Annotated in this window: 14 protein-coding genes, 1 tRNA gene and 3 pseudogenes; 9 read left to right on the top strand and 9 right to left on the bottom strand. The window is 52.3% G+C overall.

From position 1 onward, the window contains the following. Window positions 1-183, top strand: a 183-nt coding sequence (locus tag QRY16_RS13845; RefSeq protein ID WP_289776997.1) for a hypothetical protein, incomplete at its 5' end; no start/stop codon positions are given. Between the two features lie 36 nt (window positions 184-219). Here the strand turns inward: QRY16_RS13845 and yafC are convergent. Continuing rightward, complete coding sequence (gene yafC / locus QRY16_RS13850) at window positions 220-1,134, bottom strand: DNA-binding transcriptional regulator YafC (RefSeq protein ID WP_289776998.1); 915 nt, start codon at window positions 1,132-1,134, stop codon at window positions 220-222. Between the two features lie 583 nt (window positions 1,135-1,717). On the opposite strand from yafC, the gene QRY16_RS13855 reads away from it, so the two are divergent. After that, a complete protein-coding gene (locus QRY16_RS13855; RefSeq protein WP_193403708.1) occupies window positions 1,718-2,509 on the top strand; it encodes an endonuclease/exonuclease/phosphatase family protein in 792 nt (263 codons plus the stop codon). A gap of 62 nt (window positions 2,510-2,571) precedes the next feature. Here the strand turns inward: QRY16_RS13855 and mltD are convergent, their stop codons facing one another. After that, the gene (mltD, locus tag QRY16_RS13860; RefSeq protein ID WP_289776999.1) at window positions 2,572-3,945 is read right to left on the bottom strand and encodes a murein transglycosylase D; all 1,374 of its coding nucleotides are present in this window, start codon (window positions 3,943-3,945) and stop codon (window positions 2,572-2,574) included. A 71-nt stretch (window positions 3,946-4,016) separates the two neighbouring features. Beyond that, window positions 4,017-4,772 (bottom strand): hydroxyacylglutathione hydrolase, encoded by a 756-nt coding sequence (gene gloB, locus QRY16_RS13865; RefSeq protein ID WP_289777000.1) that lies wholly within the window; start codon window positions 4,770-4,772, stop codon window positions 4,017-4,019. A gap of 43 nt (window positions 4,773-4,815) precedes the next feature. Between gloB and QRY16_RS13870 the strand changes: the two genes are divergently transcribed. Next, window positions 4,816-5,550 carry a class I SAM-dependent methyltransferase gene (locus tag QRY16_RS13870; RefSeq protein WP_193403705.1) on the top strand — a complete coding sequence of 245 codons (735 nt, stop codon included), beginning with the start codon at window positions 4,816-4,818 and terminating at the stop codon, window positions 5,548-5,550. On the opposite strand, the gene rnhA is transcribed toward QRY16_RS13870, so the two are convergent. Beyond that, entirely contained in the window at window positions 5,535-6,002 is a 468-nt protein-coding gene (rnhA, locus tag QRY16_RS13875; protein ID WP_193403704.1) for a ribonuclease HI, read from the bottom strand. The two genes, QRY16_RS13870 and rnhA, sit on opposite strands and share 16 nt — an antisense overlap. Window positions 6,003-6,055: 53 nt before the next feature. Between rnhA and dnaQ the strand changes: the two genes are divergently transcribed. Further along, window positions 6,056-6,787: a DNA polymerase III subunit epsilon gene (gene dnaQ, locus QRY16_RS13880; RefSeq protein ID WP_289777001.1), complete on the top strand. Its 732-nt coding sequence runs from the start codon at window positions 6,056-6,058 to the stop codon at window positions 6,785-6,787. Between the two features lie 134 nt (window positions 6,788-6,921). After that, a tRNA-Asp gene (locus tag QRY16_RS13885) sits at window positions 6,922-6,998 on the top strand. A 104-nt stretch (window positions 6,999-7,102) separates the two neighbouring features. On the opposite strand, the pseudogene QRY16_RS13890 reads toward QRY16_RS13885, so the two are convergent. Further along, a pseudogene (locus QRY16_RS13890) lies at window positions 7,103-8,331 on the bottom strand (NCS1 family nucleobase:cation symporter-1); the annotation flags it as partial. A 183-nt stretch (window positions 8,332-8,514) separates the two neighbouring features. Between QRY16_RS13890 and QRY16_RS13895 the strand changes: the two are divergent. From QRY16_RS13895 to puuE, 3 genes and pseudogenes are all read left to right on the top strand, one after another. After that, window positions 8,515-9,235, top strand: a pseudogene (locus QRY16_RS13895) (GntR family transcriptional regulator). Continuing rightward, a pseudogene (hpxA, locus tag QRY16_RS13900) lies at window positions 9,232-9,963 on the top strand (allantoin racemase). Before QRY16_RS13895 ends, hpxA begins: the two co-directional pseudogenes overlap by 4 nt. Before the next feature lie 33 nt (window positions 9,964-9,996). Beyond that, on the top strand, window positions 9,997-10,956 hold the full coding sequence (gene puuE, locus QRY16_RS13905) for an allantoinase PuuE (RefSeq protein ID WP_289777002.1): 960 nt from the start codon (window positions 9,997-9,999) through the stop codon (window positions 10,954-10,956). Window positions 10,957-11,278: 322 nt separating this feature from the next. Here the strand turns inward: puuE and hpxZ are convergent, their stop codons facing one another. The 4 genes from hpxZ to QRY16_RS13925 are packed head-to-tail and all read right to left on the bottom strand — an operon-like array spanning window position 11,279 to window position 14,839. Continuing rightward, a complete protein-coding gene (hpxZ, locus tag QRY16_RS13910) occupies window positions 11,279-11,662 on the bottom strand; it encodes an oxalurate catabolism protein HpxZ (protein WP_289777003.1) in 384 nt (127 codons plus the stop codon). Further along, a complete protein-coding gene (locus tag QRY16_RS13915; protein ID WP_289777004.1) occupies window positions 11,662-13,059 on the bottom strand; it encodes an AtzE family amidohydrolase in 1,398 nt (465 codons plus the stop codon). The genes hpxZ and QRY16_RS13915 overlap by 1 nt, the downstream gene beginning before the upstream one ends. Continuing rightward, a complete protein-coding gene (hpxX, locus tag QRY16_RS13920) occupies window positions 13,056-13,241 on the bottom strand; it encodes an oxalurate catabolism protein HpxX (protein WP_193403699.1) in 186 nt (61 codons plus the stop codon). Before hpxX ends, QRY16_RS13915 begins: the two co-directional genes overlap by 4 nt. An 11-nt stretch (window positions 13,242-13,252) precedes the next feature. Then, window positions 13,253-14,839 (bottom strand): gamma-glutamyltransferase family protein, encoded by a 1,587-nt coding sequence (locus tag QRY16_RS13925; RefSeq protein WP_289777005.1) that lies wholly within the window; start codon window positions 14,837-14,839, stop codon window positions 13,253-13,255. A 143-nt stretch (window positions 14,840-14,982) separates the two neighbouring features. On the opposite strand from QRY16_RS13925, the gene hpxU reads away from it, so the two are divergent. Further along, complete coding sequence (gene hpxU / locus QRY16_RS13930; RefSeq protein ID WP_289777006.1) at window positions 14,983-15,822, top strand: MurR/RpiR family transcriptional regulator HpxU; 840 nt, start codon at window positions 14,983-14,985, stop codon at window positions 15,820-15,822. The last annotated feature ends 256 nt before the right edge of the window (window positions 15,823-16,078 follow it).

Here is a 16,078-nt window from a genome sequence, read left to right on the forward strand (position 1 = left end):
ACTGAAAAGTCAGGGCTTTTTCATTTGGTTAAAGTAACCTGGCGGCGGTACTTTAATTTGAGCGCTGGCAGGCAGTTAAATTGCATTGATAGCCCTGCCAATCTACCCGCATCGCTTATTTCATACGGGTTAAAATGCCCTGGAAAAACAGGGCATAGCACAGAGCGCTGCATGAGCGCGTAACTATCAGCTTATCAGTACAGCAGCCTTAGCATGAAGTTAATTTCCACCTGAAATTTGCCAGGGCTGCTCCGCCATCCATTCGCTGAGAAAATTAATAAATACACGCACGCGCTGGCTTACGGCAAGATCGCTGTAATAAACCGCATTAAAAGGCATCTCAACCGGAATAAGCTGGTCAGCTAATAATTCTACTAATTTTCCCTCAGCAATCTCTCTGTCAATCATATAGTCAGACAGACAGGCGATACCGTTTCCATTCAGGCAAAGCTGTTTAATAGTTTCACCGCTGTTTGAGGACATTCCGGGCGGAGCAACATACAGCTCACCATTGTCTTGCGCCACAGGCCAGCGATTAAGCCGCGAAAGATCAATAAAGCCGAGGCACTCATGACGATCTAAATCTGCGACCAGGCGGGGCATACCTTTTTCCTTAATATAGGCGGGTGAAGCGACCAGTTTTCGGTAGCTAATAAATAGCAGACGGGCGCGTAGCGTAGAGTCAGTTAAGTTTCCCGCGCGTATCGCCACATCAACTTTACGTTCAATCAAATTAATAAAGCTTTCCGAAGAAATTAACGACAGTGTTATCTCTGGATAGCGTTCGCGAAAGGGTTTAATCATCGGCATTAGTAGATGAAGAATGACCGGCGTTGCGGCATCAATACGTAATAACCCCTTCGGAGCATGGCGACCTTCGATAAGATCGTTCTCCGCCGAAGTCATTTCCTGCAATAAACTCTGTACCCTACGAAAATAACGCTCTCCTTCCTGAGTAAGCGCTAACTGTCGTGTCGTGCGCGTAAGTAGCGCAACGCCAAGCTTATTTTCCAGTTTTTTAATTGTTCGACTTACGGCAGAGTTCGCCATCTGTAACTGCCCGGCTGCACGGCTAAAGCTTCCGCTTTCCACCACGCTTACAAATACTTTGAGTTCTTCAGACGATGCTTTCATTATTCCTTCCCAGGCAACATACAATTTTTATTTTGCATCTTTTTGTTATCAAAGCATAAGGCAATATTTACAGCCAAACGTATCATCGTGCCGCTGGCTCTTTGAGCGATAGCCATTAGCGCTTTCACTATGAGAACGTCTGAATTGTTATCACAGGATTAGTGTCAGCCTTTGCCATCAGCGGGTCTGCAACGAGAAAACAGCCATTGTGATGGCGCTAGTAGAAGAACCGATAAGCGCCCTTAGAGGGCTGAGTAAACAGCCATAGGAAGTTTCCTGAGCCTGTTACGCAACAATTGGCAAGTTTTACCTCGCCAGCAGTATCATTCTGGTGGCATGGTTGCGCTAAATATAAGAGGCGGATAATTAGCGCATAAGCACGGCCGGGTGCTAAGCCTGATTTTGTCGCGGCTGTGATACTACCAGGCGTGTTTCGGTCCACCGGCAGCCTGCATAGCAGGTCAGCTTGCGACTTAAGCTTGAGATGTATTCCGACAATCAGCAGCATTGATTGAAACCCCGAACTAAAATCCCTATAACAGGTAAGAGATTTAACGCGTTGAATAATCAGTCAGGCGGAAAAGTGCGGAAAAAAACTTATGCAATGCGATATGTCGCTGGCCAGCCAGCGGAACAGATCTTCCCGCCGGGAGCAATGCTACATCTCGGGAAAGCGCTTCCTCCTGGCGCGCCGCTGCCTGCCCATCCCAATCTAAAAGTATTGGTATGGAATATTTTCAAGCAGCAGCGTGCCGACTGGATGTCAGTACTGGAGGGATTTGGCAAAGATGCGCACCTTGTTTTACTGCAGGAAGCACAGACCACGCCAGAACTGGTTCGGTTTGCTACCAGTAACTATCTTGCCGCCGACCAGGTTCCTGCTTTTGTGCTGCCCCAGCATCCATCAGGTGTTATGACGTTAGCATCGGCGCATCCGGTTTATTGCTGCCCCTTACGCGAACGCGAACCATTGCTTCGATTATCTAAATCGGCGCTTATCACTGCTTATCCGCTGCCCACGGGTGAAATGCTGATGGTGGTCAATATACATGCTGTGAATTTTAGTCTGGGCGTGGACGTTTACAGCAAACAGCTGGGACCGATAGGTGAGCAGATTACACATCATCGCGGACCCGTAATCATGGCGGGAGATTTCAATGCATGGAGCCGCCAGCGTATCAATGCACTGTATCGTTTTGCGCACCGGATGGAGCTGGAAGAGGTGATGTTCACCTCCGATCATCGAAGAAAAGCTTTTGGCCGACCGCTGGATTTTGTTTTTTACCGCGACATTCATGTTAGCGAAGCATCGGTGCTAGTGACGCGCGCCTCCGACCATAACCCCTTATTGGTCGAATTCCATTCTAAACGCTAACCCCTTCAGGAAAAAAACGGCGGACATAAAAAAGGCTGACATTAGTCAGCCTTTTCGTCATATCAGGTATCAGATGTTGCGTTATTATTAACAAATAGCGTTAATTTGTCGCCGGGTTGAATATCGTTTGCATTATCCAACACACTGTTCCAGCGCATCACGTCTTTGATGTTGACGCCGTGACGCCGTGCAATACTGCCAAGAGAATCACCCTTACGAACACGATAGGTGATGCTGTTGCCGTTATCAGCCAACCTGGCGCCGCCATCTACCGTCAGTGTTTGCCCTGGATGAATAGCTGCATTTCGCAGGTTATTTTGCTGTTTCAGTGTAGCAACGCTGACGCCCAGCTTATTAGCGATACCGGAAAGCGTATCGCCCGAACGCACTTTGTAACCGCCGGACGCGCTGGCTTTCGCAAGCTGTGTCGGCTGTACGGCTGCGATGTCACCGGAAGCCAGTGAGCTACGCAACTGTGCGACGTTAGACTTTGGCACCAGAATATAGTGCGGTCCATTTGGCGCCGTTGAGCTACCTTTATAACCGGTATTGAAACTCTTCAACTTACTGAGCGACATACCAGCCATTTCAGCGGCCTGCGTCAATTGCATCTGCTGACCCACTTCAACGCGTGCTAATGCACGGCTTTCGTTTGGTGTCGGCAGAGAGATACCGTAACGTTTGTTGTTTTTGAGCAGATCGCTCAACGCCAACATTTTAGGAACGTAAACCGTCGTTTCACGGGGCAGCGAAAGATGCCAGAAATCGGTGGGCTTACCGCGCGCCTTATTCTGTTTAATCGCCTTTAATACACGCCCTTCACCGCTGTTATAAGCCGCGATAGTTAATAACCAGTCGCCGTCAAACATCGTGTTAAGACGTTGCATCATATCCAGTGCAACTTTGGTTGACGCGACGACATCGCGTCGACCATCGTAGTAGCGGTTTTGTTTCAAACCATAGTTTCGCCCGGTTGCTGCAACAATCTGCCAAATGCCTGCGGCGTTGGCGGATGACGTTGCACGAGGGTCAAAAGCGCTCTCCACTATGGGTAGCAGTACCAGTTCCATCGGCATTTTACGTTTCTGTATTTGCTCGACTATCCAGTACATGTACGGCTCTGCCCGTAATGTTACATCGTGGAGATAGCTCTTATGCTTTAAAAACTTTATTTTTTGTTCGCGGATCCGGCTGTTTTCCGGAACTCCCATCTTCAACTCGTCACTAATGAAACTCCAGAGATCGGTATCTTCTGCGAGGCCAGTTCCATCTTCCTGCCATCGCGGCGATAACAATTCGTCTCCGTATTTTCCATTTTCACCTTGACCAGCTGAAGACAGACTCTGGGCATGCTGTTCTGGGATGTTGGCATCATTCCGTGAAGCCTGACATCCAACCAGCAAGACCGAGGCGAGTAATATCGCTTTAGCCTTCATGTGTGTGTCAATAGTTCGCTTAAAAGACGAGCAACTATACGTGACGGCTTTTCACAACACAACCCGAAATATTAAAAATGGTCTTTCTTTTCGCGTAGTACAGCAAATGTTTGCCATACCGGCTTTCCGGTGGGGTCAACGCTTAAAGCCTTTTTTAAATCAGGATCTTGCGTTCTTAAAAATAAATTTATTGACCGTTCGTGCTCGAGTTTTGTTGGCAAACTAATGCCATTTTCGGCGCGTAAGTCCTTAATTTTCTGGTATTCGGCCATAATTTGCGGATCATGAGGCAGAATAGCCGCAGCAAAGGTTAAATTGGATAAAGTATATTCATGCGCACAACAAACCAGGGTATCTTCCGGCAACGTATTAAGTTTTTGAAATGATTGGTACATTTGTTCAGCTGTGCCTTCGAACAGACGTCCGCAACCGCCAGAAAACATAGTATCCCCACAAAAAAGGTAAGGTGAACTGAAATATGAGACATGTCCTAAAGTATGTCCCGGTGTGGCGATAACCTCGAACACCAGACCCAGAATGCTAACCTGATCACCTTCGCGCACCACCGTTTTGGCCCCTTTATCCACCGTCTCTTGTGGTCCAAAAATGTCTACGTCAGGAAAATGCTCAAGAAGCGTATTCACACCGCCAACGTGATCGTTATGATGGTGTGTCAGCAAGATAGCGACAGGTTGCCAGCCATTCGCTTTGACTTTTTCTATTACTGGTTGAGCTTCGCCAGGATCGACAATCAGGCATTTTCCTTCATTATCTGTCAGTGTCCAGATGTAGTTATCTTGCAATGCCGGAATACTGGTAAGATTCATAATCACCTCTTGCAGACCGTTGGAAAAGGAAGATGGTTAAAGCATGAAGCCCGCTAAAACTCGCCAAATGCTGACCGCGCCACTCTCCTGGCAGGATATGCCATGGGGAGAATATTTTCGTGACGCGTTGACGCAGCAGCTACAGCCTTACCTCGGAAAGCTTTATGGCTTTCATATGCTTAAGCTTGGCAACCTGAGTGCAGAAATCAATACCGAAAACTGTGCCATCTCACATCAGGTAAATGTGGGCAGTGAAGGCGACCTGTTACAGGTGCTGGCTAGCCCGGCGCGACTGCCTTTTGAATCGAAATCGGTAGACGCTTGTTTGCTGGCACATACGCTGGCCTGGAGTCGGGACCCGCATCGCGTGTTGCGCGAAGTGGATCGGGTATTGATCGACGACGGCTGGATGATCATCAGCGGCTTCAATCCGTTTAGCTTACTCGGTATCAGCAAAATTGTGCCCGTTATTCACCGCAAAGCGCCGTGGAGCGGACGGATGTTTAGTCAGATGCGTTTACTGGACTGGCTGGGGTTACTTAATTATGAAGTTGTTTACCGCACGCGTTTTCAGGTTTTGCCGTGGCATCGGCAGGGCGGCGCGCTTATCAGCGCCCATTTACCGGCGCTGGGTTGCCTGAATATCGTGGTGGCACGCAAGCGGACTTTCCCGCTGACGCCCACTAAAGCGAAAAAAAGTCTGAGCAAATCACAGGTGCGACAAACCGTTAACGCGACGCGCCAGTTTCGTCAGGCCGACGATCAGGAACCCGGCTGATAACCGATATCGTCGAAAGCAGGATTGCCCGCCGCGCTGCGCGCCAGCTCATCGCAGCGTTCATTCTCGGAATGACCGGCGTGACCTTTCACCCATTCCCACTCAATTTTGTGTGTACTCAGCGCCGTATCAAGACGTTTCCAGAGATCGACATTCTTCACGAGCTTTTTGTCCGCCGTTTTCCAGCCGCGCTTTTTCCAGTTATGGATCCAGCGGGTAATGCCCTGGCGTACGTATTGACTATCCGTGCTCAGCACCACATCGCAGGGTTGAGTAAGCGCTTCCAGCGAAACAATGGCCGCCATCAGCTCCATACGATTATTGGTGGTTAAACGATACCCGGCGCTGAAGGTTTTCTCATGCTGACCGTAACGTAAAATGGCACCGTAGCCGCCAGGGCCAGGATTACCAAGGCAAGATCCATCGGTGAATATTTCTACCTGTTTGCGCATCTCTGGTAGACTTCCTTCTGAAAAAACGCCAAGTCTGACATAAAACGGGTTCTATGAGCACTGCAAATAATCGCCAAATCGTACTCGATACTGAAACCACCGGCATGAACATGATCGGGGTTCACTATGAAGGGCATCGCATCATCGAAATTGGTGCGGTGGAGGTAATCAACCGTCGCCTGACGGGGAATAATTTCCATATGTACCTGAAACCCGATCGGCTGGTAGACCCTGAAGCTTTTGGCGTACATGGGATTGCTGATGAGTTTCTGGCTGATAAACCCACGTTTAGTGACATTGCGGATGAGTTTTTGGCTTACATCCGTGGTGCCGAGTTAGTCATTCATAACGCGCCGTTTGATATAGGCTTTATGGATTATGAGTTCGGCAAACTTCAGCGCGGAATTGATAAAACGGAAACGTTTTGTCAAATCACCGACAGCCTGGCGATGGCGCGCCGCATGTTTCCTGGCAAGCGCAACAGCCTTGATGCGCTGTGTTCGCGCTATGAAATTGATAACAGCAAACGTACCCTGCACGGCGCATTACTTGATGCTGAGATCCTGGCCGAAGTTTTTCTGACCATGACGGGCGGCCAGACATCATTAACTTTTTCGATGGAAGGCGATAGGTCGCAACAAAATGAGGGCGATGGTATCCAGCGTATAGTGCGTCCGGCGTCGGCGCTGCGTGTGGTCTCCGCCAGCGATGAAGAAATTGCTGCACATGAATCCCGCCTCGATCTGGTCATGAAAAAGGGGGGAAGCTGCCTGTGGCGCGGCTGAACAGGGTGATTTTGCTGGCAAAAACAGCGTCAAGATGAAAAAAACAGCAAACGATTATCTGCAACAGAAAAAGCGTTGACGACGGTTTTCGCTACTATTAATATTCGCCTCGTTCCCGACGGGGAATACAGCGCGGTGCGGTAGTTCAGTCGGTTAGAATACCGGCCTGTCACGCCGGGGGTCGCGGGTTCGAGTCCCGTCCGCACCGCCAACTATTTGGAGAAGCCGATTCAGAAATGAATCGGCTTTTTGCTCTATGAAGCCTCAGCACGAGCGCGGGAAAATCAGCGAATTACCGTTATCCCCGCTATTATTTCACTTCTTTTGCATCGCCACACTGCCACGAAAATCTGCCGCGCTATCCGCCGATTCCATGTCAGCACGCGCCAGATAGCGGTAGCAGCCAGCACCCAATGCCGCACCGATAAACCAACTAAAGTTCGCCACTTCATGCAATGAAGGAATAAAGCTAATCACCAGACAAATTCCTACCGATGGTAACAGGGCAGCAATGGCTTTCGGGTTAAAGCCACCGCGATACCAGTAACGGCTTTTTGGCGTATCGTCGAACAGATCATCAACAAAAATACGGCTGCGTTTAATCAAATAGAAGTCTGCCAGCAGGATGCCAAATAGCGCTCCAATAAAGGAGCCCAGCACATCCAGCGTGTAGTGAATCAGTTCGGGTGGCTGAAACAGGTTCCATGGCGTCAGCAAGACGGAACCGACCGCCGCAATCAGCCCACCGGTGCGAAAACTAATCTTTTGTGGCGAACAGTTAGAAAAATCAAAAGCTGGCGACACAAAATTGGCGACGATATTGATGCCAATAGTTGCGGTAATCATCGTCAGCAGACCAATCGCTACCGCCAAATCATTGCCCACCATACTGACGGTTTCAATCGGATCGGTCATCATTTTGCCGAACAGCGATTGCGTGCCGGAAACGATAACAACCGTGACAATGGAAAACAGCAGGAAATTAAAGGGGAGGCCCCAGCGGTTGCCGCGACGAATTCACCCATGCTTTTGCCGTAACGCGAGAAATCGCCAAAGTTAAGCCGCGGACCGGAGAAATAGGACATAACCAGTGCGGTAGCGGTAATCATCTGCCAGCTTTGCTCGCCTACAGAAAGTTGCTTGCTGGCAAGCGTGAAAGAAATCCCATCAAAACCGGTTTTGTATACAATCCAACCTGCTAATGCCACCATGACCACATAGACTGCGGGACCCGCCACATCGATAAAGCGTTTGATAGCGCTCATGCCATGCCAGAACACCAACGCCTGTAACAGCCACATTACGCTGAAGCAGCACCAGCCAGGTTGCGATAAACCCAGCCAGCCAGACTGCGTCATAGATGCCAGCCCAGGGAAAAATTTCAACAGCACCAGCATCAATGCGTTGGCCGCTAAATAAGTCTGAATACCGTACCAGGCAAAGGCGATCAGACTACGAATAACAGCCGGAATGTTGGCACCGAAAACCCCAAACGCCTGACGGCAAATTACCGCATAGGGTACGCCCGCCATCTGACTGAGCTTCAGAGGCCCTGCTGGCCACCGTTGAATGTTTTGGCATGAAACCTGCTCTTCTGTTAACACGATAACAATTAATTACGGCGTGAAACGGTATTGCAGGATCCAGGCCATATTTTCTTTCTTGTATACAAAAATTGTCTTTCACGTATACGATACGTTGCACACAGAGCCTTACCGGAGCAGGTAATGAAGAGTGAAACAGGCCAGAGAACGGCCGCTGATCGGCATGATAAAGATGAAGTTATCTATCAGGCGTTAATGAACGCTATCGTTGAACATCAGTTGCCGCCTGGCAGCAAATTGCCAGAAGAAGCACTGTCAGACGTCTTTGGCGTCAGCCGCACCGGCTCGCAAAGTGCTACAACGCCTCGCTACAGTGCAGATGATTACCTTAACGCCCAAACGCGGTGCACATGTCACGACGCCGGACGTTGATGAGGCGCGTGATATTTTCCGCTCTCGCAGCCTGATGGAGCGCGCCAACTTACCGGCGGTGCTGGAAAATTTACAACCTCCTCATCTGGTCGCGCTGGCAAATTTACTGGAGCAGGAAAAGCAGGCGCATTCAGATCGTGACGGTGCCGCTGCGATCCGTATTTCTGCTGCTTTCCATATTCAGTTGCAGGCAATCTCAGGTAATCAGGTGTTAACCGAAATGGTGACGCGTCTGACTCAGCGATCTTCATTGGTGATCGCCGCCTATGGCGCACCGTGGCAGCACGGATGCCGCTGTGACGATCACGATCGTCTGCTGCAATTACTGCGTACTCAGCAAGCAGAGCCGCTGTCCGGGGCGCTGCAACAACATTTTGATCACATCGTTTCCAGCCTGCACTTCGAGCGTAGCGGCGAAGCCTTGCCGGACTTCTCACGTTTATTTTCCGGTCATAAAGGAGCGGCATCATGAACCTGCTCCAGGTGATTAACCCCAACATCAGCCTGGCAATGACAGACACCATCGGTCAGGCGGCACGCGCAGTAGCCGCGCCCGGCCCTGAAATTCTGGCGGTATCGCCTTCGTAAGGTGTGCCATCAATTGAAGGGCATTTTGATGAAGCGATTGCGGTGATTGGGGTGCTGGAACAGGTCAGACTGGGCAAAGCGCAGGGCGTTAGCGGCCATGTGATTGCCGGCTTTGGCGATCCCGGCCTGCTGGCGGCACGCGAGCTGGCAAGCGGCCCGGTGATAGGCATTGCTGAGGCGGCGATGCACACCGCCACGCTGGTGGCGACGCGTTTTTCCATCGTCACGACATTACCGCGTATATCAGTGATTGCGCGTCATCTGTTACAGCAATATGGCTTTACCCAGCATTGCGCCGCGTTACACGCCATCGATCTGCCTGTGCTGGCACTGGAAGATGGCAGCGGTCTGGCGCAGGAAAAAGTGCGCGAACGCTGCCTCCAGGCGAAGCGCGAAGATGGCAGTGGGGCGATAGTTTTAGGCTGCGGCGGTATGGCAACCTTAGCGGCTTCGTTAACCCAGGAGCTAGACATGCCGGTCATTGATGGCGTCAGCGCGGCTGTAAAAATGGTTGAGTCGCTGGTGGCGCTGGGCTTTGGTACTAGCAAGCAGGGCGATCTGGCTTATCCTTTGCAGAAACCTCTCTCCGGTGCATTTCAGCACCTAAACTAACGGGGTGTTGCACTCTTACAACGGGAAGCGAGCATGAGTGAAGGTGTAGAGAAAAAAGAGTACAGCTTTAACAAAAATTATCCGCGTGACATGGTGGGTTACGGCGCGAATCCGCCAGATGCCGCCTGGCCGAAAAAAGCGCGCGTGGCGGTGCAGTTTGTACTGAATTACGAAGAAGGTGCAGAGAACAACGTATTGCACGGCGATGCGGGTTCAGAGCAATTTCTTTCCGATATCATTGGCGCGGCCAGTTATCCCGATCGCCACATGTCGATGGATTCGCTGTATGAATATGGCTCGCGTGCCGGTTTCTGGCGTATCCATAATGAATTTCAAAAGCGTGGTTTGCCACTGACTATTTTTGGGGTGGCGATGGCGCTGGCGCGGCATCCTGACATTGTCGAGGCCATCAAAAACGCGCGTTACGATGTGGTGAGTCACGGCTGGCGCTGGATCCATTATCAGGGCATGGATGCAAAGACCGAACGCCAGCATATGCAGCAGGCCGTTGACGTGTTGGTCGATCTGTTCGGTAAAGCCCCAACCGGTTGGTATACTGGCCGCGATAGTCCAAATACTCGCCGCTTAGTGGTGGAGCAGGGCGGGTTTACTTACGACAGCGATAACTACGGTGATGATTTGCCATTCTGGACACAGGTTACCTGTCAGGATGGCACGGTGAAACCGCATCTGATCATTCCTTACACGCTGGAATGTAACGATATGCGCTTTGCTTCACCGCAGGGCTTTAATACCGCCGAACAATTCTTTACCTATCTTCGCGACACCTTTGACGTGTTGTATGAAGAGGGAGAAACCGCGCCGAAGATGATGTCAGTCGGCATGCACTGTCGCTTGCTGGGGCGTCCGGGCAAGTTTCGCGCCTTGCAAAATTTCCTCGACCACATTCAGCAGCATGAGAAAGTGTGGGTCTGTACCCGCCAGCAAATTGCTGAACACTGGATTAAAAAGCATCCCGCGCCAGAGGTATGATGGCGCAGGCTGGCCGCCTGGGGCGTTGTCTTGCAAACGGCTAAGGCCAGGCCCCATTTCAAGGCCAGGGGCGTTTCGTTCGGCCTGATGTCCGACCGCCCCAGGCGAGGCGTCGTCCCTCCCCGGCGCACCCGCGCATTGTCGGCATCATTGCCGCTACGTGGTCCCCTCGCGCCAGTTGCTTACCTGATGAAGGTGTCCGCGAAGCGGGCAAATGCGCAGCCAGGAGCAGGGCCGGGGCGACTGCTGGCCCTGCTCCGTCGGACTTCAGGCTGAATGAAATGCTTTTGATCCTGGCCTTAGCCGTTCGCAGGACAAACCATTAAGTCATAATGCTCACCTGGGCTGCCACGATGCGCCAGCCGCATGGTAACTTCACCCAGGTTTGCTGCTGACGCCCCGTTTTCTCGCTGCCTTCGCGCGTGAATTCGGTGCTACATACCGCATAATCCTCACCAAAGGTGGTGATCACGGTATTTCGCAGGGTACGATCCAGGCCAGCAGAGGGGCGCGCAGCCCGGAAAGCGCGGATTTCATCAATGCCGTAAAGGTTCTCACCGGCACCCAGTCGTACAGTACGTTCATCATGCCAAAACAACGCATCCAGCACGGCAATATCGTTACTGATTAATGCCTGCTCATAACGGTAAAAAGCGTCAGTAACTTCAGCGACGATCATCGGGCGATCAATATGTTCTGCTTTCATTACACACCTGCCATGCTCATTTGTGGCATCGTTAAGCCTTGCTGCTCCAGTGCATAAGCGGCACGCAGCGCGGCCTCTTCTTTGAATGGCGCAGCGATCAGCTGCAGGCCAATGGGTAATCCGCTGGAGGTTGCCAGCGGTACGGTGCATACCGGCAAGCCAGCGAATGAAATCGGTTGCGTCAGCATGCCCATGCTGGCTTTGGCAGTTAAATCCTGGCCATTAATGTGAATACTTTCCTGACCAATCTTTATCGCGCTACACGGCGTAGCAGGCGCAATCAGCACGTCAAAATGCTCAAATAGCGGCAAAACCTGCTGCTGGAAATGTCGGCGGAAACGCTGCGCCTGCACATACCACACGGCCGGAATCATCGCGCCAGCCAGCAAACGCTCACGGGAATGAGGCTCAAATTGCTCCGGTAGCTGGCGCAGCGCAGGCAAATAGTGATTTCCTCCCTCTGATGCGGTCATGATAAAGGCCGCCGAGCGGGCCAGTTCCGCTTCTGGTATCTGTACTTCTTCGCGGGCCTGCAAGGCATTTGCCGCGATGGCTAAGGCTACACGCGCATCATCATCGCACCAGGTGGAGAAAAAGCCGCCTAATATGCCGCAGCGCAGACCGCTGTCGCCTTGCGTTAAGCCGGGTAATGTTGGCGCAACCGGGTGACTCGCCTGAAAGGCATCGTTGCTGTCGCAGCCCTGCAATACGTCATATACCAGCGCCAAATCTTCCACACGCCGGGCAAAAGGACCGATATGATCCAGGCTGGCAACAAACGGGTGGCTGCCACTACGCGACAGACGACCAAAAGTCGGTTTCAGTCCGAAAATGCCGCACAGCGAGGCAGGCACGCGAATCGATCCGTTGGCATCAGTGCCAAGTGAGAAATGTACCAGCCCCGCTGCGACAGCCGCCGCTGAGCCGCCAGACGATCCCCCCGCCACGCGGGATAAATCGTGCGGGTTATGTGTCGCACCATAATGGCTATTCTCGGTCGTGAAGCCATACGCATAGGCATCCATATTCAGCATGCCGGAAAGCAGCGCGCCGGCTTCACGCAGCCTGTTGACAGCCCAGGCATCTTCCCGGGCGGCAGGGCGCTCGCTAAACAAGCGGGCACCCGCTAAGGTGCTGTGGCCAGCCACGTCAAACAGATTCTTTACGGCATAAGGAATGCCCGCCAGCGAGGACAGCGCTTCTCCGCGTTGGCGCTGTTTATCAATCAGCCCGGCTTCTTTTAACATGCGTTGACCGGTAACCTCGGTCCAGGCATTGAGTGCTGGATTATGTTGCTCAATCGCCTGCAGCGTTGCGGTGGCAACTTCGCGTGCGCTGATAGTGCCGTTTTGAACCGCCTGATGCAGCGATCGAAGGGAAAGTTCGCTCAGTTTCACGCTTTGTACACTCCTGCCACTTCCAGCCTATCGTCAAGCGGCAACGCCATCAGCGGTATCGCCATGCCGGCAATACGTGTCATCTGCGTCAGTAATGCAGCGCGGCGGGCTTCATCCAGGTCAATCTCCAGCAGCTGCGCCATTTGCGCGATATACATCGCCCAGTCGATATTCTGATTCATTATTCCTCCGGTTAGAAACCTGCGGCACTGCCATTGCTACGTGGATCGCTTGCGCCCTCGAGCATGCCGTTGTTATGACGCACAATCGCGCCTGCATGTCCAACTGCTTCACTGAAATCCGGCAGCAGTTCTACCTCATGGCCCAACTGGCGCAAACGTTCCAGCGTGGCGGCAGAAAAGCGGCTCTCCAGCTTGAGCGAGTCGGATGATTGCCCCCACGTTCGTCCTAACAGCCAGCGCGGTGCACTTACGGCTTGTTGCAGTGGCAAACCCTGAATCACGTGACGAGTAAAAATTGCAGCCTGCGTTTGTGGCTGGCCGTCGCCGCCCATTGAGCCGTACACCATGGCGCGACCATCTTTCAGTCGCGCAGCGGCAGGATTGAGGGTATGGAAAGGTTGCTTACCTGGTGCAAGAGCCAGCAGATGTTCAGGATCAAGGCTGAAAGCCGCGCCCCGGTTCTGCCAGGTGATGCCGGTGCCGGGTAACACCACGCCGCTACCAAATTCGTGATAGATGCTTTGGATAAAAGAGACCGCCAGGCCGCTGCTGTCCATGACGCCCATCCATACCGTGTCGCCAGGACCGCGCCCGGTTCCCCACGGCACAGCCTTTTCGTCATCAATTTGGCTGGCAAGCGTGGCAAGGTGATCGCTATCCAGCAGCGTCTGCAAATCTTCGGTGACATGACGCGGGTCGGTAATGTACTTATCACGTAGCGCGAAAGCTTTTTTCGTGGCTTCAACAATGCGGTGCACGGTTTGCGCTTCATCTGCCTTTGCCATATCGAGCTGATCGGTAATGCCAAGAATTGCCAGCGACACGGCACCCTGGGTCGGCGGCGTCATGTTCCATATATCGCCTTCGCTGTGGGCAATATGCAAGGGCGTACAGCGTCGCGCGCGCTGCTGTTGCAGATCCTCCAGGGTGACTGGCATACCGAGCGCTGTCATTTCACGCGCCAGGCGATGAGACAAATTGCCACGATAAAAGCTGTCGAGCCCTTCTTCAGTTAACTGACTGAGCGTTTGCGCCAGGGCTGGTTGAGTGAAACGGCTGCCCGCGCGCGGGATTTTACCGTCCGGCAAAAAGGTGGTGGCAAAACCGGGCTGATGCTGTAATTCGTTGCGTTTGGCTTCCGTGGCCGCCGCTTGCGATGCTGTCACTGGAATGCCGTCGGCAGCATAACGAATCGCATCGCGTAGCAGGCGTGACAACGGGAGCGGCGTACCGCCCAGTTCACCAGAAAGGGTTAATGCTTCCAGCCAGCCGCTCACGGTCCCCGCCACCGTCAATGCGGCTTTCGGACCACGATGAGGAATATGAGATTCGTTGTGATAGAAATCGATATGAGCCAGCGAACCGGCTGCGCCGCTGGCGTCAATGGCAATGGGATCGCCACCGGCGGGCATCACTAACCAGAAACCATCGCCACCTAATCCATTCATATGCGGATAAACCACCGCGATGGTGGCGGCTGCGGCAACCATTGCTTCTATGGCATTGCCGCCTTCACGCAGCACTGCCAGCGCACTTTCGCTTGCCAGATGATGAGGCGTCACCGCCATGCCCAGCGGCGCCATATTGCTCTGAATCATTCGTTTCTCATTTTGCTAGCGGGTAACAGTAGAGAAATGCAAGCAAGAGCCGTTCCAGTTTTCATTTAGCAGGACGCGGCATTTAGGTTAACCTGGCGCAAACTGTGCTAGCTTGAGTTGAAACGAAAGTTACAGGACGAAGAATGAAACAGCTTGATGAACGGCTCAGAAGCCACTATTCCCAGCTTTCGCCGCAAGAGCAGCGTATTGCGAACTTTATATTTGATCACTTCAATGATTTGATTAGCTATAACAGCGCCGAATTGGCGCGCTTAAGCGGTGTGTCAAAAGCCACCGTCAGCCGCTTATTCAAACGCCTCGGTTATGAAAAATACAAGGACATGCGCGATGAATTGCGTACCCTGCGCCAGAGCGGTATGCCGCTCACTGATAACCGCGATGCAGTGCAGGGCAACACGTTGCTGTCACGTCATTACAAACAGGAAATGGCTAACCTGACCCAGTGGGTTAACAGCATTGATGCACAGCAATTTGGTGAAGTCATTCAGCAGCTGGCACAGGCAAAACGCGTATTTATCATCGGTATGCGAAATGCGTATCCGGTAGCGCTGCATCTGAGGCAGCAATTAATGCAGGCGCGTGCGCAGGTGCATATTTTGCCGCAGCCGGGACAGACCCTGTCGGAAGAGCTGGTGGATATTACGGCGGATGACATGGTGGTAATAATGGCGTTCCGCCGCCGTACGCGCATTATTCGCCCGCTGATGCAGCAGCTACAAAACGCGGGTATTCCGCTACTGGCGCTGTGTGAGCCGCAGGCGCAAACGGTGCTTTCACTGGCGCGCTGGCAGTTGTGCGCGCCGCTCGACAGCGTGTCGGCCTTTGACAGCTACGCATCGGCAATGAGTTTAATTAACCTGCTGGCGAATGCGTTATTACACGAAATGTTGTCACACGGGCGTCAGCGTATTCACCAGATTGCCGATCTCTATCAGCAGTTTGATGAACTGGAGCACCGCTAACAGGCCCCCTTTTGGTGCTTTGCCCTGTTTTGGTTCATAAATTTTGGTGGCTGGCCGCTGCGTCTATGCCGTCAATCTCCGGTTCTCTCTATGATTAAATAGGTTTTTCTGGCTCCTGCGCTCTGGCACATTAGTTGCAAATTGATTGCTGTAGAATCTTTTGTTTCATAATGGCTCACCAGAGCACAGAATGAGAAAGTCTTTATGGCGGCGGCAGCGGCGTTGTTGATGACAAAAGCAGGCAGCGCTCGCCGAT

Source organism: Mixta mediterraneensis, from assembly GCF_030283135.1.
GTDB classification, from domain to species: Bacteria; Pseudomonadota; Gammaproteobacteria; order Enterobacterales; family Enterobacteriaceae; genus Pantoea; species Pantoea mediterraneensis.